Raw genomic sequence first — 17049 nt, 5'->3', positions numbered from 1 at the left:
ATGCAGATGCTTCGAATCATGTACATGGATGTGGCAAATCCGATATCCGTTCTATGGAAGAGCGGATGGAGACTCAGGAAATGAGAGGAAGAAATCCGATGGGACCGGGACCAGGCAGGCCACCGATGGGACCGGGGCCGGAGAGACCGCCGATGGGGCCAGGACCAGGCAGGTCGCCGATGGGGCCGGGGCCGGAGAGACCGCCGATGGGACCAGGGCCGGAGAGACCGCCGATGGGGCCAGGACCGGAGAGACCACCGATCGGACCAGGACCAGGCAGGCCACCGATGGGACCGGGGGCAGGCAGGCCGCCGATGGGGCCAGGACCAGAGAGACCGCCGATGGGACCAGGACCAGGCAGACCGCCGATGGGGCCGGGACCGGAGAGACCGCCGATGGGACCAGGGCCGGTAAGGCCGCCCAGACCAGTACCACCGCCACCCAGGCCACCCCAGGGACCAGGGCCGGTAAGGCCGCCCAGACCAGTACCGCCGCCACCCAGGCCACCCCAGGGGCCAGGGCCGGTAAGGCCGCCCAGACCAGTGCCGCCGCCACCCAGGCCACCCCAGGGGCCGGGACCGGTAAGACCGCCCAGACCGGTGCCGCCGCCACCCAGGCCAGTGCCACCGCCACCCAGACCGCCCAGGCCAGTGCCGCCACCACCGAGACCACCGAGACCGATGCCGCCGCCACCCAGGCCAGTGCCGCCGCCCAGACCACCGAGACCAGTGCCGCCGCCAAAACCGGTTTACAGGCCTTCATGGCTTAGGGATCTGATTAAAGTCCTGTTGCTGAATGAGATGCATAACAGACGGTGTGCCAGGGGGATTTGTTTTATATAGGAACCGATAAACCATTGTTTTGATGTTCCGTTTTCAATCTGGCAAAGGGTTTACACAAAATTTCGAAAAGATTAAGTTGTAGTTTTACTGGTTATTATATAAAATAAGAGATAACCAAAATAACCTGTCTATGAGGAACAGATACACATATGAAAAGAACATTACAGAAAGCAGGAATCTTATTCCTGATATTTATAGCGGCCCTTGTAATATATTTTGTCAGTGCCAGGAACACAATGGAAAAGGAAAACACGGTCTACACTTCCATGGAGGAACCTTCCCTCCCTGTTGTATATACCAAGTTAAATGGAAAAGAAATCAACTGCCTGCACGGTTATATGCAGGACATGGGCAATCAGGCGGCCAGGGACAGTATCTCTGTGCTGCCTGAAAACCGTGAACTGGGGATTAAGATAACGGAATACGGCAATACCATAACAGGAATCAGCTATGAGGTGAGAAACCTGTCATTGGATAGGCTGATTGAGCGCACGGATATAACGGAGTGGGATAGTTCCGAAGGGATTACTACGGCGGTCCTCCCCATCCAGAACCTTTTGATGAGGAATGAGCCGTATTATCTTACTCTTAATGTAAGCACCAGCGAAAGCCAGATCCGCTATTATACCAGGATTGTGTGGCCGGATAACAACTATGCTTACGACATGGTCAGCCTGGCAGAGGAATTTTCCAGAAAGAGCCTGGATTATGAGCAGGCAAGGGAGCTGGTGTCTTATCTGGAGACAAATGATACAGAAGACAACAGCAGCCTTGGACATGTGACAATCAGGGCCAGCTTCAGCCATCTGACCTGGGACGGACTTGACGTGGAAATGGCGGGGGAGCCGCAGGTGACACTGCAGGAATTTGACGGTATCATGGGCCAGGTAAAGGTCAGGTATACGGTGGCAATCACTGAGAGTGATAATACCAGGACACTGGTTGATACGGAAGATAATTTCACCATGAAGTGGAATGAGAAGCGGATTTACCTGATGAATTATGAGCGTAATGCCAATGAGATGTTTACAGGGGAAAGGGAGGCATTTTCCGGTAAACGGATTCTTCTGGGCATTACCAATGACAATATGATTAAGTCTGTTAAAAGCCCCAAATCCCGCTATCTTGCATTTAAGACGGGAGGGGACCTGTGGTGCTATGACCAGACTGATAATGAGCTGGTGCGCATCTTTACATTTGACAGCAGCAAGGATGACGGGATCCGGAGCAGGTATGACAGACATGATGTGAAAATACTGTCCGTCCAGGAGGATGGCACCGTGGATTTCCTTGTATACGGCTATATGAACCGTGGGAAATACGAGGGCCGCATGGGCGTCATATATTACAGCTACGACGCGGAGAAGGACACGGTTAATGAAAAGTTCTATCTGGCTTCATCGGAATCTTTTGAGAAGGTCAGGGAGGATGTCAACAACCTGTCCTATCTCAGCCAGAACAGCATGATGTACCTGATGCTGGAGGGCAGCGTATACGGTATTGATTTAAAGAGTAATGAATCCCTTGTGGTTGCGCAGGGGCTTACCAAAGGCAGTTTTGCGGTAAGCGGGGACGGAAGCAGGATTGCATGGCAGGACGGAGCCAGCCTCTACGAGTCGGAGAAGGTCCATGTCATGGATTTTAATACGGCCCAGAAACAGGAGATAGCGGGAGCTGAGGGGGATTTTGTCAGGGTATTGGGATTTGTGGGCAATGACCTGATTTATGGTTTCAGCAGTTCCGGTGATAAATGGATTGTTAATGGACGGACGAAGGGCATGCCCATGTACGCCATGTATATTGTGGACAATGAGATGCAGGTGGAAAGTGAGTACAGGAAGGACGGCATCTATATCTCGGACGTGGTGGCGGAGGATGGGCGTATCCATCTGAAACGCCTGGTGCGTCTCAGTGAAAACCAGTATATGTATCAGGACCAGGACACCATTGTCTGTAACCAGAAGGTGGATGACGGGGAATTAAAGGGCATTGGGTACTTTGCCTCCCAGGACCGGGGCCGGGTCTATTATGTACAGGCTGACTCGGATTTAAACGGGGACAAGGTAGATATATCAGCGCCAAAGGCATTTTCCTATGAATTCTCAAGTACCCTTGATATCAGTTATGCATCAACGGCCCAGGCAGATACAGGCATGGTGTTCCATGCTTACGGCGGGGGTCATTATCTGGGGTCCTCCAGAAGCTTCAGTACGGCCGTGGACATGGCTTATGGGCAGATGGGATTCGTGACGGACGGGAACCAGCATATTGTATGGGACAGGATTAACAGAGGCCCCATCCGCAATATCAAGTCGCCGGTGGAAGAGGCGAGGAAGATGACCAAGTACCTGGAATCCTTTGATGGAAGCAGGATGTACGAGGAGGGGCTGATCCTCATTGATGCGGGCGGATGCAGCCTGAACCAGATCCTGTATTATATTGATAAGGGAATCCCGGTCATTGCCTATGTGGATGCAGGGAGATATGTGCTGTTGTCCGGATATGACCAGTATAATGTAACCCTTTATGATCCACAGACCCAGGAAACCACCAAGATGGGACTGAATGATGCCACGGAATATTTTAAGGTACTTCAGAATGATTTTCTGTGTGCGCTTACTGTAAATTAATAATAAGTCAATTCCTTTCGGATTTTGTGTGATGGTCTGGAAGGAGTTGACTTTTTTATTAAATTTTGATATGCTGTCTGCAATGGTTAGAATAACCTAACTTGCAAACAAGGAGAAAGAGGATTGAAATATATTTGGATAAATCCAGTGACGGAAAGCATGTATGGGAAGCCGGTCCTGGATGGGTTCTTACAGAAACATGGGTTTACCCGTGTCTGGTGCAGGACGGACTGGGGACGGGAAGTGAAGGAGAAGTACAGGAAAATGCTGGACGGATGCAGGGATACGGTGGCGGATGCACGGTGCCCCATGGCCTGTGAATTAGTGAAATCCATGGCAGAGGACGGCGTGAGGGCGGCTGGGATTGAACCAATCCTGATTCACTGTGCAAGGGAAATCAGCAGCAGGGAAGATTTAAGGAATGGGGAGAAGATCATAACCACGCCATGTGTTTCCCTGGCAGATATGGGAAATTCCCTAAGGCTTCCCAATACACGGTTCATCACGTGGAACGCCCTGTTAAAGGAGCTGGGGCAGAGACCGGAGGGAAAGCAGCTTCATGCAAGCCCCATCCCGCCCGGGTTCTTTGCAGGGATGGAGGAGCGGGTACAGAGCCTGACCGGGAAAGAGGAGATTGAAGCGTATATGAAAAGCGGCAGATGGAAGGAAGTGCGGCTTATGGAAATGCTGTACTGCCATAAGGGCTGCCATAACGGGGACGGGGTGGTAATGGATGAAACATAGATGGAAGGATGCGGCGGCGCCGGTCATCGGCATAGGCGCTGTCCTTCTCGTGTGGTACATGGTGTGCAGATGGGGGATATTCAGCGCCTATGTGCTTCCTCCTCCGTCCAAGGTACTGCAGGGCTTTTTAAGGATGCTGGTATCCGGCGAGCTCTGGAAGGATATCTATATCAGCTTCATCCGGGTCATGAAGGGATTTGCCATTGCATTCGTGCTGGCGTTCTGTCTGGGGATGCTGCGGGCGCTGCTGCCTGCTTCGGGCAGGTACTATGAATATGTGGTCCAGTTCTTCCGCAACGTGCCGCCATTGAGCATGATTCCTTTATTGATCCTGTGGTGCGGGATTGGGGAGACGACGAAGACAGTCATTATCGTGCTGGCGTCCTTTTTCCCGATGTATCTGAATATTGTGAAGGGATTTACCGGGTGTGACAAAAAGCTTCTGGAGGTGGGGGACATGTTCGGATACTCCAGAGGAAGGAAATTCCTGCGGATTGTGCTGCCGTATGCATCGGCGGACATCCTGGTGGGCATGCGCATCGGCCTGGGATACAGCTGGAGGGCAATCATCGGTGCGGAAATGGTTGCGGCGTCCACCGGACTGGGGCATATGATATTATTTGCCCAGCAGATGTCCAGGACGGATAAGGTTATCGTGGGTATCCTGGTCATCGGGGCAGTGGGATATGCAACGGACCGCATCTTTGGACTGGTAATCAGCAAATTATTGAAAGGATCCTGTGACAATGGCTGGAATTGAGCTTATTAACGTACACAAACAATATGTGGTGGATGAACGGCCTGTCAAGGTCCTGAAGGGAATCAGCCTTCAGATACCGGAGAAGCATATCACGGTAATCCTGGGACGCAGCGGATGCGGCAAGACCACGCTCCTGCGCCTGACAGGCGGTCTGGAACAGGTGGATGAAGGGGAAATACGGTATGGACTGTCCCATAAGACCGCATTCGTGTTCCAGGAGCCGCGGCTTATGCCATGGCTGAATGTGTGGAACAATGTCACCTTCGGTCTGGAAAAAAAGGACCAGGATCAGGAGAAGATTGAATCTATCATCGCTGCCGTGGGGCTTTGCGGTTTTGAGAAGGCATATCCGTCCCAGCTTTCCGGCGGAATGCAGCAAAGGGCCGCCATTGCCAGGGCGCTGGCCTATGAGCCGTCCTTCATCATGATGGACGAGCCATTTGCGGCCCTGGATTATTTTACAAGGGAACAGATGCAGAAGGAGCTTTTGCGGGTTCAGGGGGGACAGGGCAGCAGTATCCTGTTCGTGACCCACAGCATTGACGAGGCCCTGCTTCTGGGACACCGTATCGTGGTGATTGAGAACGGGCTGGTCAAGGCCCAGTATCAGGTCCCTGAGACAGCGGGGGAACGGAACCTGCTGGATGATCTGTTTATTTCCCTGAAAAGGGATATTATAAATAACTTAAATACAACTGAATGAGGAGGATATGTATTATGAAACGATTCATGGCATTTGGACTGGCACTGTGCATGGGGGTTACGGCCCTTACGGGATGCGCGGACGGCACCGCGGCAACCACCGCGGCAGTAACTGAGGCACAGACAGGACAGGCAGGGAATAAGGCAGAGGATAAGGCGCAGGAAGAGGGCACCGGGGCAGATATGCCTGAAACTGCCGGGGAAGACGGGAAAGAGGGACAGAAGGCCGCAAGCGGCATTGACAAGCTGGTGCTGACCTATGTGGTATCGCCGTTAAATGTCCCCAGTATCATTGAGAAGAACCAGAAGATTTTTGAGAAGGACTTTGAGGATATGGGCATTTCCGTGGAATATGCGGAAATCAATTCCGGCGCGGACCAGACCCAGGCCCTGGCATCCGGGGATGTGCAGATCCTCTATGCGGTTGGGGCAACCTCGGTCATCCTGTCGGCCGCCAATGGGGCGGACATCAAGGTTCTGAACATGTACAGCAGGTCGCCTAAGGCATTCTGTATGTATTCAAAGGATGACAGCCTGAACACGCCTGAGAGCCTGAAGGGCAAGACCATTGCCGGGCCTGCGGGAACCAATCTCCATGAGCTTCTGGTGGCCTATCTGGCCACGGGAGGGCTGACCATTGAGGATGTGAATTATGTGAATATGGGGATTCCTGATGCAAAGGCGGGCCTGGACGGCGGCAGCGTGGATGTGGCCCTGATTGCAGGAGCAACTGCTTACCAGGCCAGGCAGCAGGGGTATCATATGGTCGCCGACGGTGAGGGACTTATCAAGGCCATCATTGCGGTAGCTGTAAGGCAGGACTTCTATGAGAAGAACCAGGATGTGATAGGGCGGTTCATGGAAGCCCAGGATGAGATTGCTGCCTTCATGAAGGATAACCAGGAGGAAACCCTGAAAATCGTGGCAGAGGAACTGGACCTGGATGAGGAAGCGGTACAGGAAATGTATGGATATTATGACTTCTCCATGGATATCAGTGAGGAGGATAAGGAAGGGTTCCAGAAGACAGCTGATTTCATGCTGGAGTCAGATATGATTGAGGCGCCATTGGACGTAAATACGTTGTTTATCCAGTAATATACGGCAAAGGAACCAGTGCCCGGGATTCCCATCCGAGGATTTTAAAATCGGATGGGAATCCCGGGTTTTCTTTTGGAACGGCAGATGGAAAAAGGGATTTACAGACCATGGTCTGTACGCCGGATTTGCGTTTTACTTTACAAATCTGATTCTTATGGTATAATCTAAGAAAGATGTAAATAAAATATGAACAAATTTTTACGTAATTGTTTAGGAATGTTGTCCTTGGATATGGGATTTGTTTAAATAAATATCAGAGGTGTGGAATGGAACAATATATAATCAAAGGCGGCAACCCGCTGGTGGGCGATGTGACCATAAGCGGTGCCAAGAATGCCGCACTGGGTATTCTGGCCGCTTCTATCATGACAGATGATGACGTTTTGATTGATAATCTGCCGGATGTACGTGATATTAATGTACTGTTAGAGGCCATAGAGGAAATCGGTGCAAGGGTTGAACGCATTGACCGACACACTGTAAAGATTAACGGAAGCAACATAAAGGAAGTATCTGTGGATGATGAATACATCCGCAAAATCCGTGCATCCTATTATTTCATCGGTGCACTGTTAGGTAAGTATAAGAGCGCCCAGGTGCCCCTTCCGGGCGGCTGTAATATCGGCAGCAGGCCCATTGACCAGCATATCAAGGGATTCAGGGCTTTGGGAGCCGAGGTTATCATCGAGAGGGGCGCTGTGATTGCCCATGCCATTGATTTGGTGGCAAGCCACATTTATCTGGATGTGGTTTCTGTTGGCGCAACCATTAATATCATGATGGCGGCAGCACTTGCAGAGGGACAGACCATATTGGAGAACGCTGCCAAGGAACCGCATATTGTTGACGTTGCCAACTTCCTCAACAGTATGGGCGCCAATATCAAGGGAGCCGGAACCGATACCATCCGCATCAAGGGTGTGGACAGGCTTCACGGGACAGAGTATTCCATCATTCCTGACCAGATTGAGGCAGGTACGTTCATGTGTGCGGCTGCGGCAACCAGAGGGGATATCATGATTAAGAATGTGATACCAAAGCATCTGGAAGCCATTTCCGCAAAGCTTATGGAGATTGGCTGCGAGGTGGCTGAGTTTGACGACGCGGTGCGCGTTGTGGGCAAGCCTTCCCAGAGACATACGGACATCAAGACCCTTCCGTATCCCGGTTTTCCAACAGACATGCAGCCCCAGATGGCAGTTGCCCTTGTGCTTGCCAACGGAACAAGCATGGTGACGGAGAGCATTTTCGAGAACCGCTTTAAGTATGTGGATGAACTGGCCCGTATGGGCAGCAACATCAAGGTTGAGGGCAATGTGGCTGTCATAGACGGCGTGAAACGCCTGACAGGAGCACAGGTCAATGCGCCTGATTTGAGGGCGGGAGCAGCGCTGGTGATTGCAGGACTGGCAGCGGACGGATATACGGTTGTGGATGAGATCGGTTATATCCAGAGGGGCTATGAATGTTTTGAGGAAAAGCTCCAGGGACTGGGCGCCATGATTGAAAAGGTAGATTCGGACAGGGACCTTCAGAAGTTTAAACTGAGGGTTGGCTGAGACGGTTGGATAGAAGGATAGTGAAGGGACGCAGGCTTTGCACATAGGGATTTCTATGTGTGGAGCCTGCGTTTTTGTGTTGGATGGGATGCGTTGGATTGGGATTACCGGAGCGGCTGGCGGGAGTGGATGTTCCAACATTAATCTTCTGGTTCGGCCTCCCATTCGGTCAGGGCGCCGCTGTATGCGTCCAGTTTGAATTTATATTCCATGCCGTCATATTTAATCCTGCCCTTATATTCCAGCCTGCCGTCGTCTTCCTCCAGCTTGATTGAGATATCGCTGTTACTGGCGCCGGGCACCCTGGCAAGGACAGCAGCCATTGCATGGGACTGGTCTATCCTGGCAGCCCCTTCCGGCGGGGCCGGGAGGTTGTGGTCATCCAGGTCGTGGTCAAAGCTGATGATCCGGCCGCTGGAACGGTCGATTTTGTACTCATATTCGTTGTTGCTGTTGGTTTTAAATTTTATCTTGTACAGTGTAACCCCGTCATCGTCATCTTGCTTTACCTCAATTTTTGAGATGTCCTGGCTGGAAATGCCGGAGTGGGTTATGGCAATATCGCGGGCCTGCTGTTCGTCTATTGTGCCGGTGCCGGTATTGGCTGGGGGCTGCGCAAAACCGGGATTGGGGGCGGGGGATTGGGGCTGGCCGGAACCGGAATTGCTGCCGGGAGTTTGCGTCTGGGAGGAGCCGGACGGACTGCCAGGTACTTGTGCGTGATTGGATTCGGACGGATTCCCAGTTGTCTGTGACTGGTTGGAGCCGGACAGACTGCCAGGAACCTGTGACTGGTTGGCCCCAGGCGTATTGCCAGTATCCTGTGACTGGTTGGAGCCGGATGCCTGGGAGGTGCCATATGCCTCATCGGGATTGGAGCCGGGACTGGAACCTGAACCTGATTCAAGATTCAGGTTATCCAAATTGGCCCCTGAAATCATGGATGAATCAGATGGATTCCCTCCCCCATCAGCCAAAACAGGAATCCCGGAATCCAAAGGCCCCTGTATCACAACTCCGGTAAGGGCGTCAATGGCGTATTCGTACTCGTTGCCATCGGAGGAAAAGCAAATCTGGTAATAAAAGATATCATCCTTTTTATCCAATCCGGCAGTGGTGAATTCAGCCTGGTCCGATGACAGGCCCGCGGACCTGAGGGCAATCCCTTTTGCGGATTCAATTCCTATATAATCAGCCGACTCCCGGTCATCTGAGCCGCAGGCGGATATGGCCAAAGTAATGGAGAGAATCAGGCAGGCCAGTAAATGTTCATGCTTCATATGATCTCCTTTCGGTTATACAACAGGTTTTTCGCCTTTTGGAAGGACTACGGTAAAACAGCTTCCCACCCCGGGCCTGCTGTTTACGCTGATATCCCCGTCATGGAGCCGTACAATCTGCCTGACCATGGACAGGCCCAGGCCAAGACCGGAACCAGCCTGTCTGGAGCTGTTTACCTGGTAAAAACGCTGCCAGATTTTCTCCTGGTGTTTCGGGGCAATCCCGATGCCGTCGTCCTCCACTTCCAGTATGAGATTATCCCCGCTGTCATGGAGTTTTACTCGGATGCGGCCATTATCCTTACCGTATTTGCGGGCATTCTCCAGCAGGTTCATGATGGCCCTGGAGAGGAGATGGGCATCTGCCTGGGCGTGAAGATGTTCCTTTATGTCCCGTTCCAGGGAAATGCCTCTGGCGCCGGTATCCAGCTCCTCACACAGGGTTTCCACCATCAGGCTGACGTCCGTATCTTCCTTTGCCAGCTTTCTGGTGCCGAATTCCAGCCGCGTCATGTCCAGGAGCCGGTTTATGAGCAGGGACATTTTCTGCGCCTGCCGTTCAATGACAGCAACACCTTCCAGGTACTCTTCCTCGCTTCCTGCGTATTTCCTGATATAACTGCACTGGGCCAGGATGACGGCGGTTGGGGTCCTCAGCTCATGGGATGCATCGGAGGCAAATTGTTTTTCTGTTTCAAAGGAGTGTTCTAGGCGTTCAAACATATGGTCAAAGCTGTTGGCCAGGCGCAGGGCCTCGTCTGAGCCTCTGGTAAGCCCGATACGGCGCGTCAGGTCCCGCCCCTCGGTAATACTGCCTGCTGCCTTTGTAATCTGTTCTATTGGCTCTAAGGCCCTTCTGACGATAAGATATCCCCCAAGGGAGGCTGAGAGGATGATAAAGGGAAGTATGAGGAAAAACATGGACAGTATGCTTCCGGCTTCCTGGCTGCTGTTATGGCGCTGGATCGTGCCGCGGATCCACACCCCGTCCTCCCAACCGGAGGGAACCCACAGGTCAAACACATAGAAGCCGTCCTCTGAGCCGGAAACCGCCTTAGTGACGCCATTTTCCAGTTCTGCGTCCACGGGGAAATAGGGCGGGGTCTGGCCGGACAGAAGGGCCTTGTTCTTATTGTACAGTAAAATGTAGACGCCATTTTTATAAAAACTGAAATCTTCATCCAGGTCAAGCTGGCGGTTGCCGGTCAGACGCACCTTGCCAACATTTTCCCTGACCGTGTCAGAGAGGAGGCTGTATGCCTGGTTCCTGGCAACCTGGCTGTCAATGGTCAGTATAAGGATCAGGCAGATACCGGAGATGATGGTCATGAAGGCGGTAAACCATAGGGTTATCTTAAGCTTGACCGACATGCCTGGCCTGACCTTCCTCCGCCTTCCGGATATCCTGTTCATGCGTCCTCCTTCAGCATCCAGCCTGTGCCCCATACCGTGCGGATCAGCTTCTTTCCTTCCCCGCTGTCAATCTTTTTGCGCAGGTAGCTGATATAGACATCCACCACGTTGGTGCCGCCGCTGTAGTCAAAGTTCCACACATGGTTCTCAATCTGTTCCCTAGACAGCACCTTGCCCTGGTTCAGGGCCAGATATTCAAGGATTGCATATTCCCTGGAGGACAGTTCGATGGGGCGTGTGCCCCTGACAACGGAGTGGCTGCCCGTGTCGATTCTCAGGTCACCGATTGCAATGACACTGGTCCTGTGTGTGCTGCGCTTTCTTGTCAGCACCCGGATCCGCGCAAGCAGTTCGTCAAAATCAAAGGGTTTGATAAGATAATCATCCGCCCCCAGATCCAGCCCGGCGACCCGGTCCGCAATGCTGTCGCGGGCAGTGAGGAACAGGACCGGGGTTTCTTTGCCCAGGCTGCGCAGGCATTTTAATACCTCGTATCCGTTCCGGCGGGGCATCATGATATCAAGGATTGCGGCGTCGTAATCCGCGCTTTCAAGATAAGTAAGGGCCTCGTCCCCGTCATGGCAGGAATCCACCCCGTAACCTTCTTTTTCCAGGGTCCTGGTTATCAGACGGTTCATATCGCGTTCGTCCTCAGCAACTAATATCCTCATACGTCCCTCCTTTAGTCCATTGCCTTTAGCCGTATCATGTCTGTTGCTGACATTATACATAAAAAAATGTGTGATTCATATCTTCTAATGATATTTTAATATTTAAATTTTAAAATATCATTAACAGAACAAAAACCATATCAAAACATGAACAGGAGGATATGATATGAAGAAGATAGCAGCAGTAATGGGAACCGCGTTTGCAATCGGGGTATTATTCATCCCGGCCACCATGGATGTACTGGCAGCGGATATCACGGAGGCCAGGGCCAGGGAGATTGCCATGGAACATGCAGGGGTATCTGAAAAGAAAATCCCATTTATCAAGGCAGAGCTGGATGATGAGGATGGGAAAACGATTTATGAGGTGAAATTCCACACCAGGGACAGGGAAGAGTATGAATATGAGATTGATGTGTCATCCGGAAGGATCATAAAGGCGGAGTATGATGCAAACGTCAGTTCCAATGGCAGGGATGGACAGAAGGATTCTTACATTAAGCCGGAGCGGGCGAAGAAAATTGCAGCGGAACACGCCGGATTCTCTGTATCAGAGGTAACATTTGTCAAAACCAAACTGGATTATGAGGATGGGCGTCAGGTTTACGAGGTGGAGTTTGTCACGGATGATAACAGGGAATTCGATTATGAAATTAATCCTGTTTCAGGAAAAATATTAAGTTATGAACAAGATGCCAGGCACTATGACAAGGATGCCGGGTCAGGCGGGGATACTAAGAAAATAACGTTGGGGAAGGCAAAGGAAATAGCATTGAAGCGGGCCGGGGTCAAGGCTTCCCAGGCAACCTTCACCAAAGCAAAACAGGACTGGGATGACGGCAGGCTGATATATAAGGGCGAGTTCGTATCAGGCGGCCTGGAGTATGAGTTTAAGATTGATGCCGGGACAGGGGAGATTGTGGACTGGGATGTGGAGGATGATTAACAGGACGGTTAAAAGACAGGCAAGTAAGGTACTGGATGGGGAATCGGTTTTGGGAAGGATTATAAAAGGAAGGATTATAAAAGGATGGATTGTAAACGGACGGATTGTAAAAGGATTGCAGCAGGATTGTAATAGAATTGCGGGTAATGACAGATATGTTGACTGATACACATGAAATATGACGGAATGCACAATGGATTTTGGGCGGCTTGATAATCATGATGGTAAAAATGCTTAATAAAACCACGGATTAATGCTGAAAAAGATAACTAGTTGACAAAACAAAACTAGTAAGATATAATACAAGTCAACAGAGTAAAAATACAGTGTTTCAGGAATGGATGAGGATATGAGTGCAGAATTTGATTTGCATGCATTAGATAAAAAGGAAATAAGGCAGCAGGTATTTGAACAGCTCCTTTCCCAGATAACAACCGGCAAGTGGAAGCCGGGAGAGAAGATTCCGTCAGAGAATGAGCTTACCTCCATCATGGGGGTAAGCCGCATCTCTGTCAGGGAAGCCATACAGAAGCTGGCGGCCATGGACTTAGTGGAGACATACAGGGGAAAGGGCACCTTTGTCAAGGAATTTACCACCAATAATTATTTAAAGTCCCTGACGCCCATGCTGCTGATGACGCCTGACGATATTCTTTTCGTGGTTGAGTACAGAAGGATCCTGGAAGTGGGGATCATTGATTTATATACCAGGAATCCTACCAGCCGTGATATTGCATTTTTAACCAAGACCCTGGATAAGATGAAGCAGTACTATAGGACCAATCTTAAAAAGTATACCAAGTATGACCTGGAGTTCCATATGAAGCTATATGAGATGACAGGCAATCCCTTCATAATCAAGATCAGCAACCTGGTTTATGATATACTCAGCGCGGCCATGAAGGAGGCTGTGACCGAGCGCGGGGCTGAGGAGGGGATTGAGTTCCATTCCGCCATGCTGGAATATATCAGGAATGGTGATATTGATAACCTTAAGAAGCTGACCAATGAACTTTTTGACCAGATAGAGCTTGAGGTCAGGGAGTCAATGGAGGAGGAGAAGGCCGCAAAGGATTGAGGAGAAAATAAAAAATACATTCGGAACGCATCCCAATGTATTTTTTATATAATATAACTTGTATTACATCTTATATGTTACATGCTATAAGTTTGGGAACAAGGGGACGTAAGATAAAGATGTAATACCCGTAAACAATATTAAATTTTAGGAGGGTGTAACATGAGCAACAAGAAGCAGAAATTAACGTTTGTACAAGGATTAAAGGCACAGTTTTCAACAAAATCCCTGGTTCTTATACCGATTGCGGTAGGAATCAACCTGATTGGCGGCACGCTGGCATCCACGCTTAAGCTTCCATTGTTCCTGGATATGATAGGAACCATACTTTCCGCGGCCCTGGCCGGACCATGGGTGGCTGCCCTGGTAGGCTTTCTGACCAACATATTCCTGGCGCTGGTATCCAATCCTATTTACGTGCCATATTCCCTTGTAAGTATTGCGGCCGGCCTTATCACCGGTTATATGATTAAAGCCGGATTGTTCAAGAAGACCTGGGGCGTCATCCTTACATGGCTGGTTGTGACATTTTCATCCGTTGTGATTTCTTCCTGCATTACCATTTTTGTTTTTGGCGGGGCAACCGGGGCAACGGGTACATCGGTACTGACCGCGGGCCTGATTGCAGCAACAAAGGATATTGTTAAGTCCGTTTTCGCATCTTCCATGATTGAGAACCTGGCTGACCGCGCCATTGCATTTGCCATTGCATATGTGCTGCTGAAGAGGATTCCCAAGAGATTCCTGAGCCAGTATGCGGTGGATTCCGTGGATGAGGACGAGGATGACGATTGATGGAGGGATAAGGAAAGATGGCAAAGACATCCAACTATATACCGATGGATTCACCCATTGACAGGATGAATCCCATGGTTAAGATATATGCGATATTCTGCCTGGGACTCAGCGCGCTTATCTATCCCGGATTCATCCTGGGATATGCAATTGTAGCCGTGCTGTTTGTGGCAGCGGCCATAGCCGGACTGTTAAAGAAGTTCTCTAAATTCATTTTCATGTTTTTTGTACCTATTTTTGTCATGCTGATGTTCATCCAGGGTCTGTACAGTCCTAAGAATGTTACGGTCCTTGCTGATTTTGGGTTTGCCCAGCTGGGGCTGGAGGGCACCGTATATGCGCTTAAGATTGTGGGAACCCTCCTTACCTTCCTTGGAAGCTTTTACCTGATGTCCACAACCACATACACGGGTAAGCTGGTTGCCGCCCTTACAGCATCAGGCATGAATCCCAAGGTGGGATATCTGATCCTGGCAAGCCTGAACGTGGTTCCGCAGATGCAGCGCAGGATGAGCGTGATACAGGAAGCCCAGAATGCCAGGGGCGTGGAGACAAAGGGGACCATGATGTCCAGGCTGAAGGCGTATATACCCCTGTTAGGTCCGGTGGTCATGTCCTCCCTGACAGATGCCCAGGAGCGTGGGATGACGTTGGAAACCAGGGGGTTCGGGATTAAAGGGGTGAAGTCCACCACCTACGTGGAGGTGACGGTTTCTACATCTGATAAGGTGTGTAAAGCATGTTTAATCCTGTTTTTTGTGGCAGTCCTCGTGGTCAGTATTCTGATGAGGCTCCATGTGATTTGAGGCGAATATTAGGAGGACGCTATGGAACAAGTTGTTTTAGAGGTAAAGGACCTGAAGTTCAAGTACAGGGATGCTAAGAAGCGGGTCCTGAACGGACTGAATTTTCAAGTGAAGAAGGGGGAGTTCCTGTGCATCATCGGGCAGAATGGTTCGGGCAAATCCACCTTATGCAATGCCCTGGTGGGATTGATACCCTATTATTTTTCAGGAAAGCTTAAGGGACAGGTCCTGGTGGACGGGATTGATACCCAGGAAAGCTCCATTGCAGAACTTTCCTCAAAGATTGGCCTGGTTTTCCAGAATCCATTTAACCAGCTGTCCTATACGGCCGGAAGCGTGGCAGAGGAACTGGCATACGGTCTTGGCAATAAAGGCGTACCCAGGGAGGAAATGGTCAAGAAGGTGGAGTATGTGGCAAAACTCATGCGGATTGACCACATCATACATAAGAATCCTTTGGAACTGTCCGGCGGACAGGTGCAGAGGGTTGCCTTTGGATCCACCTTTATCATGGAACCAAGCATCCTGGTGCTGGATGAATGCACCACCCAGCTGGATCCTCTGGGAAGTGAGGAGATATTTGATATTGTGAAAGAACTGAATAAGAATGGTGTTACAGTCATCATGGTGGATCATGACATGGAGCGGGTGGCAAGGTGCGCGGACCGTATCCTGGTGCTGGATGCAGGGGAACAGGTTGCCCTTGATACGCCTCAGAATATATTCGGAAGCCCGGAAATCATGTCCCATCATATAGGCGCCCCGGATTATGTGGCCATTACCAGGGAACTTAAGGAGCGGGGGCTTTATGACGGCCCGGTCAAGGTGATTGAGGAAGATACCATTGAACTTGTAAGGGAGGTGCTGGCCGGATGAAACTGGAATTAAAGGGTATGAAGCATGTCTATCCCACAGGAGACGAGGCGTTAAAGGGAATTGACCTTGTCATTGAGGGAAATGAGCCAGTGGCCATCATCGGACAGAACGGAGCGGGAAAGACAACGTTAGTCAAACATTTTAACGGCATCCTGCGCCCAACATCCGGCCAGGTACTGGTAAACGGCGAGGATATAAACAGCAAATCCACGGCCCAGTGGTCAAAGACAGTGGGCTATGTGTTCCAGAACCCGGATGACCAGCTGTTCCTGGACAGTGTGAGGAAAGAGCTGGAGTTTGGACCAAGGCAGATTGGGATGGATGAGAAGAAAATCCAGGAGCTGCTGGAATGGACAGCCAGGCTGTGCGGGCTGGAGGATAAGCTGGATGAGCACCCCTTTGACCTGACAAGCACGGAAAAGAAGTTCTGTACAGTGGCATCCATCATCATGATGGACCCCGAAGCGCTGGTATTTGACGAACCCACCTGCGGACAGGATGTGGAGGGCAATAAACGGCTCCGGGACATTGTTACCGCACTTAAGGAACGGGGTAAGCTGTGTATCACCATTTCCCATGATATGAAATTCGTGGTTGAGAACTTTGAACGGGTGGTTGTCATGTGCAAGGGCCGGGTCCTGGTGGACGGGCCTGCGGCAGAGGTATTTGCACAGACAGAGCTGCTAAAGCAGAGTTTTGTCTCGCCGCCCCCCATTGCCCGTGTGGCCCAGGGAGCTGGGCTTGATACCGTGTTTACTGTGGACGCATTCATGAAGTGCTTTGACCGGGCGGTGAAGAGGGCGTAGAGGTATAGAGGTGTAAAGGCATAGAGGTGTAGAAGCATAA

Annotated in this window: 16 protein-coding genes; 13 read left to right on the top strand and 3 right to left on the bottom strand. The window is 50.8% G+C overall.

What is annotated here, in order from left to right; translation table 11 throughout:
• Positions 1-28 precede the first annotated feature (28 nt).
• The 7 genes from LK536_RS35995 (at position 29) to murA (ending at position 8338) form a co-directional block, all read left to right on the top strand.
• Positions 29-769, top strand: a complete 741-nt coding sequence (locus LK536_RS35995) for a hypothetical protein (protein WP_506092090.1) — start codon at positions 29-31, stop codon at positions 767-769.
• 222 nt (positions 770-991) lie between these two features.
• Positions 992-3472, top strand: coding sequence for a cysteine peptidase family C39 domain-containing protein (locus tag LK536_RS35990; protein ID WP_120057471.1), 2481 nt, complete (start codon positions 992-994; stop codon positions 3470-3472).
• A gap of 123 nt (positions 3473-3595) precedes the next feature.
• Positions 3596-4216, top strand: a complete 621-nt coding sequence (locus LK536_RS35985) for a hypothetical protein (protein ID WP_008723121.1) — start codon at positions 3596-3598, stop codon at positions 4214-4216.
• On the top strand, positions 4206-4976 hold the full coding sequence (locus LK536_RS35980) for an ABC transporter permease (protein ID WP_008723122.1): 771 nt from the start codon (positions 4206-4208) through the stop codon (positions 4974-4976). Before LK536_RS35985 ends, LK536_RS35980 begins: the two co-directional genes overlap by 11 nt.
• Entirely contained in the window at positions 4963-5679 is a 717-nt protein-coding gene (locus LK536_RS35975; RefSeq protein ID WP_040381908.1) for an ABC transporter ATP-binding protein, read from the top strand. The genes LK536_RS35980 and LK536_RS35975 overlap by 14 nt, the downstream gene beginning before the upstream one ends.
• A gap of 14 nt (positions 5680-5693) precedes the next feature.
• Entirely contained in the window at positions 5694-6776 is a 1083-nt protein-coding gene (locus tag LK536_RS35970) for an ABC transporter substrate-binding protein (RefSeq protein WP_120057470.1), read from the top strand.
• A 269-nt stretch (positions 6777-7045) separates the two neighbouring features.
• Complete coding sequence (gene murA / locus LK536_RS35965) at positions 7046-8338, top strand: UDP-N-acetylglucosamine 1-carboxyvinyltransferase (protein ID WP_008723125.1); 1293 nt, start codon at positions 7046-7048, stop codon at positions 8336-8338.
• 140 nt (positions 8339-8478) lie between these two features.
• Here the strand turns inward: murA and LK536_RS35960 are convergent, their stop codons facing one another.
• The 3 genes from LK536_RS35960 to LK536_RS35950 are packed head-to-tail and all read right to left on the bottom strand — an operon-like array spanning position 8479 to position 11702.
• On the bottom strand, positions 8479-9618 hold the full coding sequence (locus LK536_RS35960) for a PepSY domain-containing protein (protein ID WP_227794745.1): 1140 nt from the start codon (positions 9616-9618) through the stop codon (positions 8479-8481).
• A gap of 15 nt (positions 9619-9633) precedes the next feature.
• Positions 9634-11031 (bottom strand): sensor histidine kinase, encoded by a 1398-nt coding sequence (locus tag LK536_RS35955; protein WP_227794744.1) that lies wholly within the window; start codon positions 11029-11031, stop codon positions 9634-9636.
• Entirely contained in the window at positions 11028-11702 is a 675-nt protein-coding gene (locus LK536_RS35950) for a response regulator transcription factor (RefSeq protein WP_130790406.1), read from the bottom strand. The genes LK536_RS35955 and LK536_RS35950 overlap by 4 nt, the downstream gene beginning before the upstream one ends.
• A 166-nt stretch (positions 11703-11868) precedes the next feature.
• Here LK536_RS35950 and LK536_RS35945 point away from each other — a divergent pair, with 166 nt between their 5' ends.
• The 6 genes from LK536_RS35945 to LK536_RS35920 all read left to right on the top strand — a co-directional run bounded on the left by LK536_RS35945 (position 11869) and on the right by LK536_RS35920 (position 17009).
• Positions 11869-12648: a PepSY domain-containing protein gene (locus tag LK536_RS35945; RefSeq protein WP_227794743.1), complete on the top strand. Its 780-nt coding sequence runs from the start codon at positions 11869-11871 to the stop codon at positions 12646-12648.
• Positions 12649-12997: 349 nt separating this feature from the next.
• Complete coding sequence (locus tag LK536_RS35940; protein WP_165443123.1) at positions 12998-13726, top strand: FadR/GntR family transcriptional regulator; 729 nt, start codon at positions 12998-13000, stop codon at positions 13724-13726.
• Positions 13727-13888: 162 nt separating this feature from the next.
• A complete protein-coding gene (locus LK536_RS35935) occupies positions 13889-14521 on the top strand; it encodes an ECF transporter S component (RefSeq protein ID WP_118708805.1) in 633 nt (210 codons plus the stop codon).
• Between the two features lie 17 nt (positions 14522-14538).
• Positions 14539-15327, top strand: coding sequence for an energy-coupling factor transporter transmembrane component T family protein (locus LK536_RS35930; RefSeq protein WP_227794742.1), 789 nt, complete (start codon positions 14539-14541; stop codon positions 15325-15327).
• A 21-nt stretch (positions 15328-15348) separates the two neighbouring features.
• Positions 15349-16203 carry an energy-coupling factor ABC transporter ATP-binding protein gene (locus LK536_RS35925; protein WP_227794741.1) on the top strand — a complete coding sequence of 285 codons (855 nt, stop codon included), beginning with the start codon at positions 15349-15351 and terminating at the stop codon, positions 16201-16203.
• Positions 16200-17009, top strand: a complete 810-nt coding sequence (locus LK536_RS35920; protein WP_227794740.1) for an energy-coupling factor ABC transporter ATP-binding protein — start codon at positions 16200-16202, stop codon at positions 17007-17009. Before LK536_RS35925 ends, LK536_RS35920 begins: the two co-directional genes overlap by 4 nt.
• Positions 17010-17049: the final 40 nt, after the last annotated feature.

Source organism: Clostridium pacaense (genome assembly GCF_020709765.2).
GTDB classification, from domain to species: domain Bacteria; phylum Bacillota; class Clostridia; order Lachnospirales; family Lachnospiraceae; genus Enterocloster; species Enterocloster hominis.
Note: the sequence above shows the minus strand (reverse complement) of the source record. Positions and strands in the feature narration are given on the sequence as shown.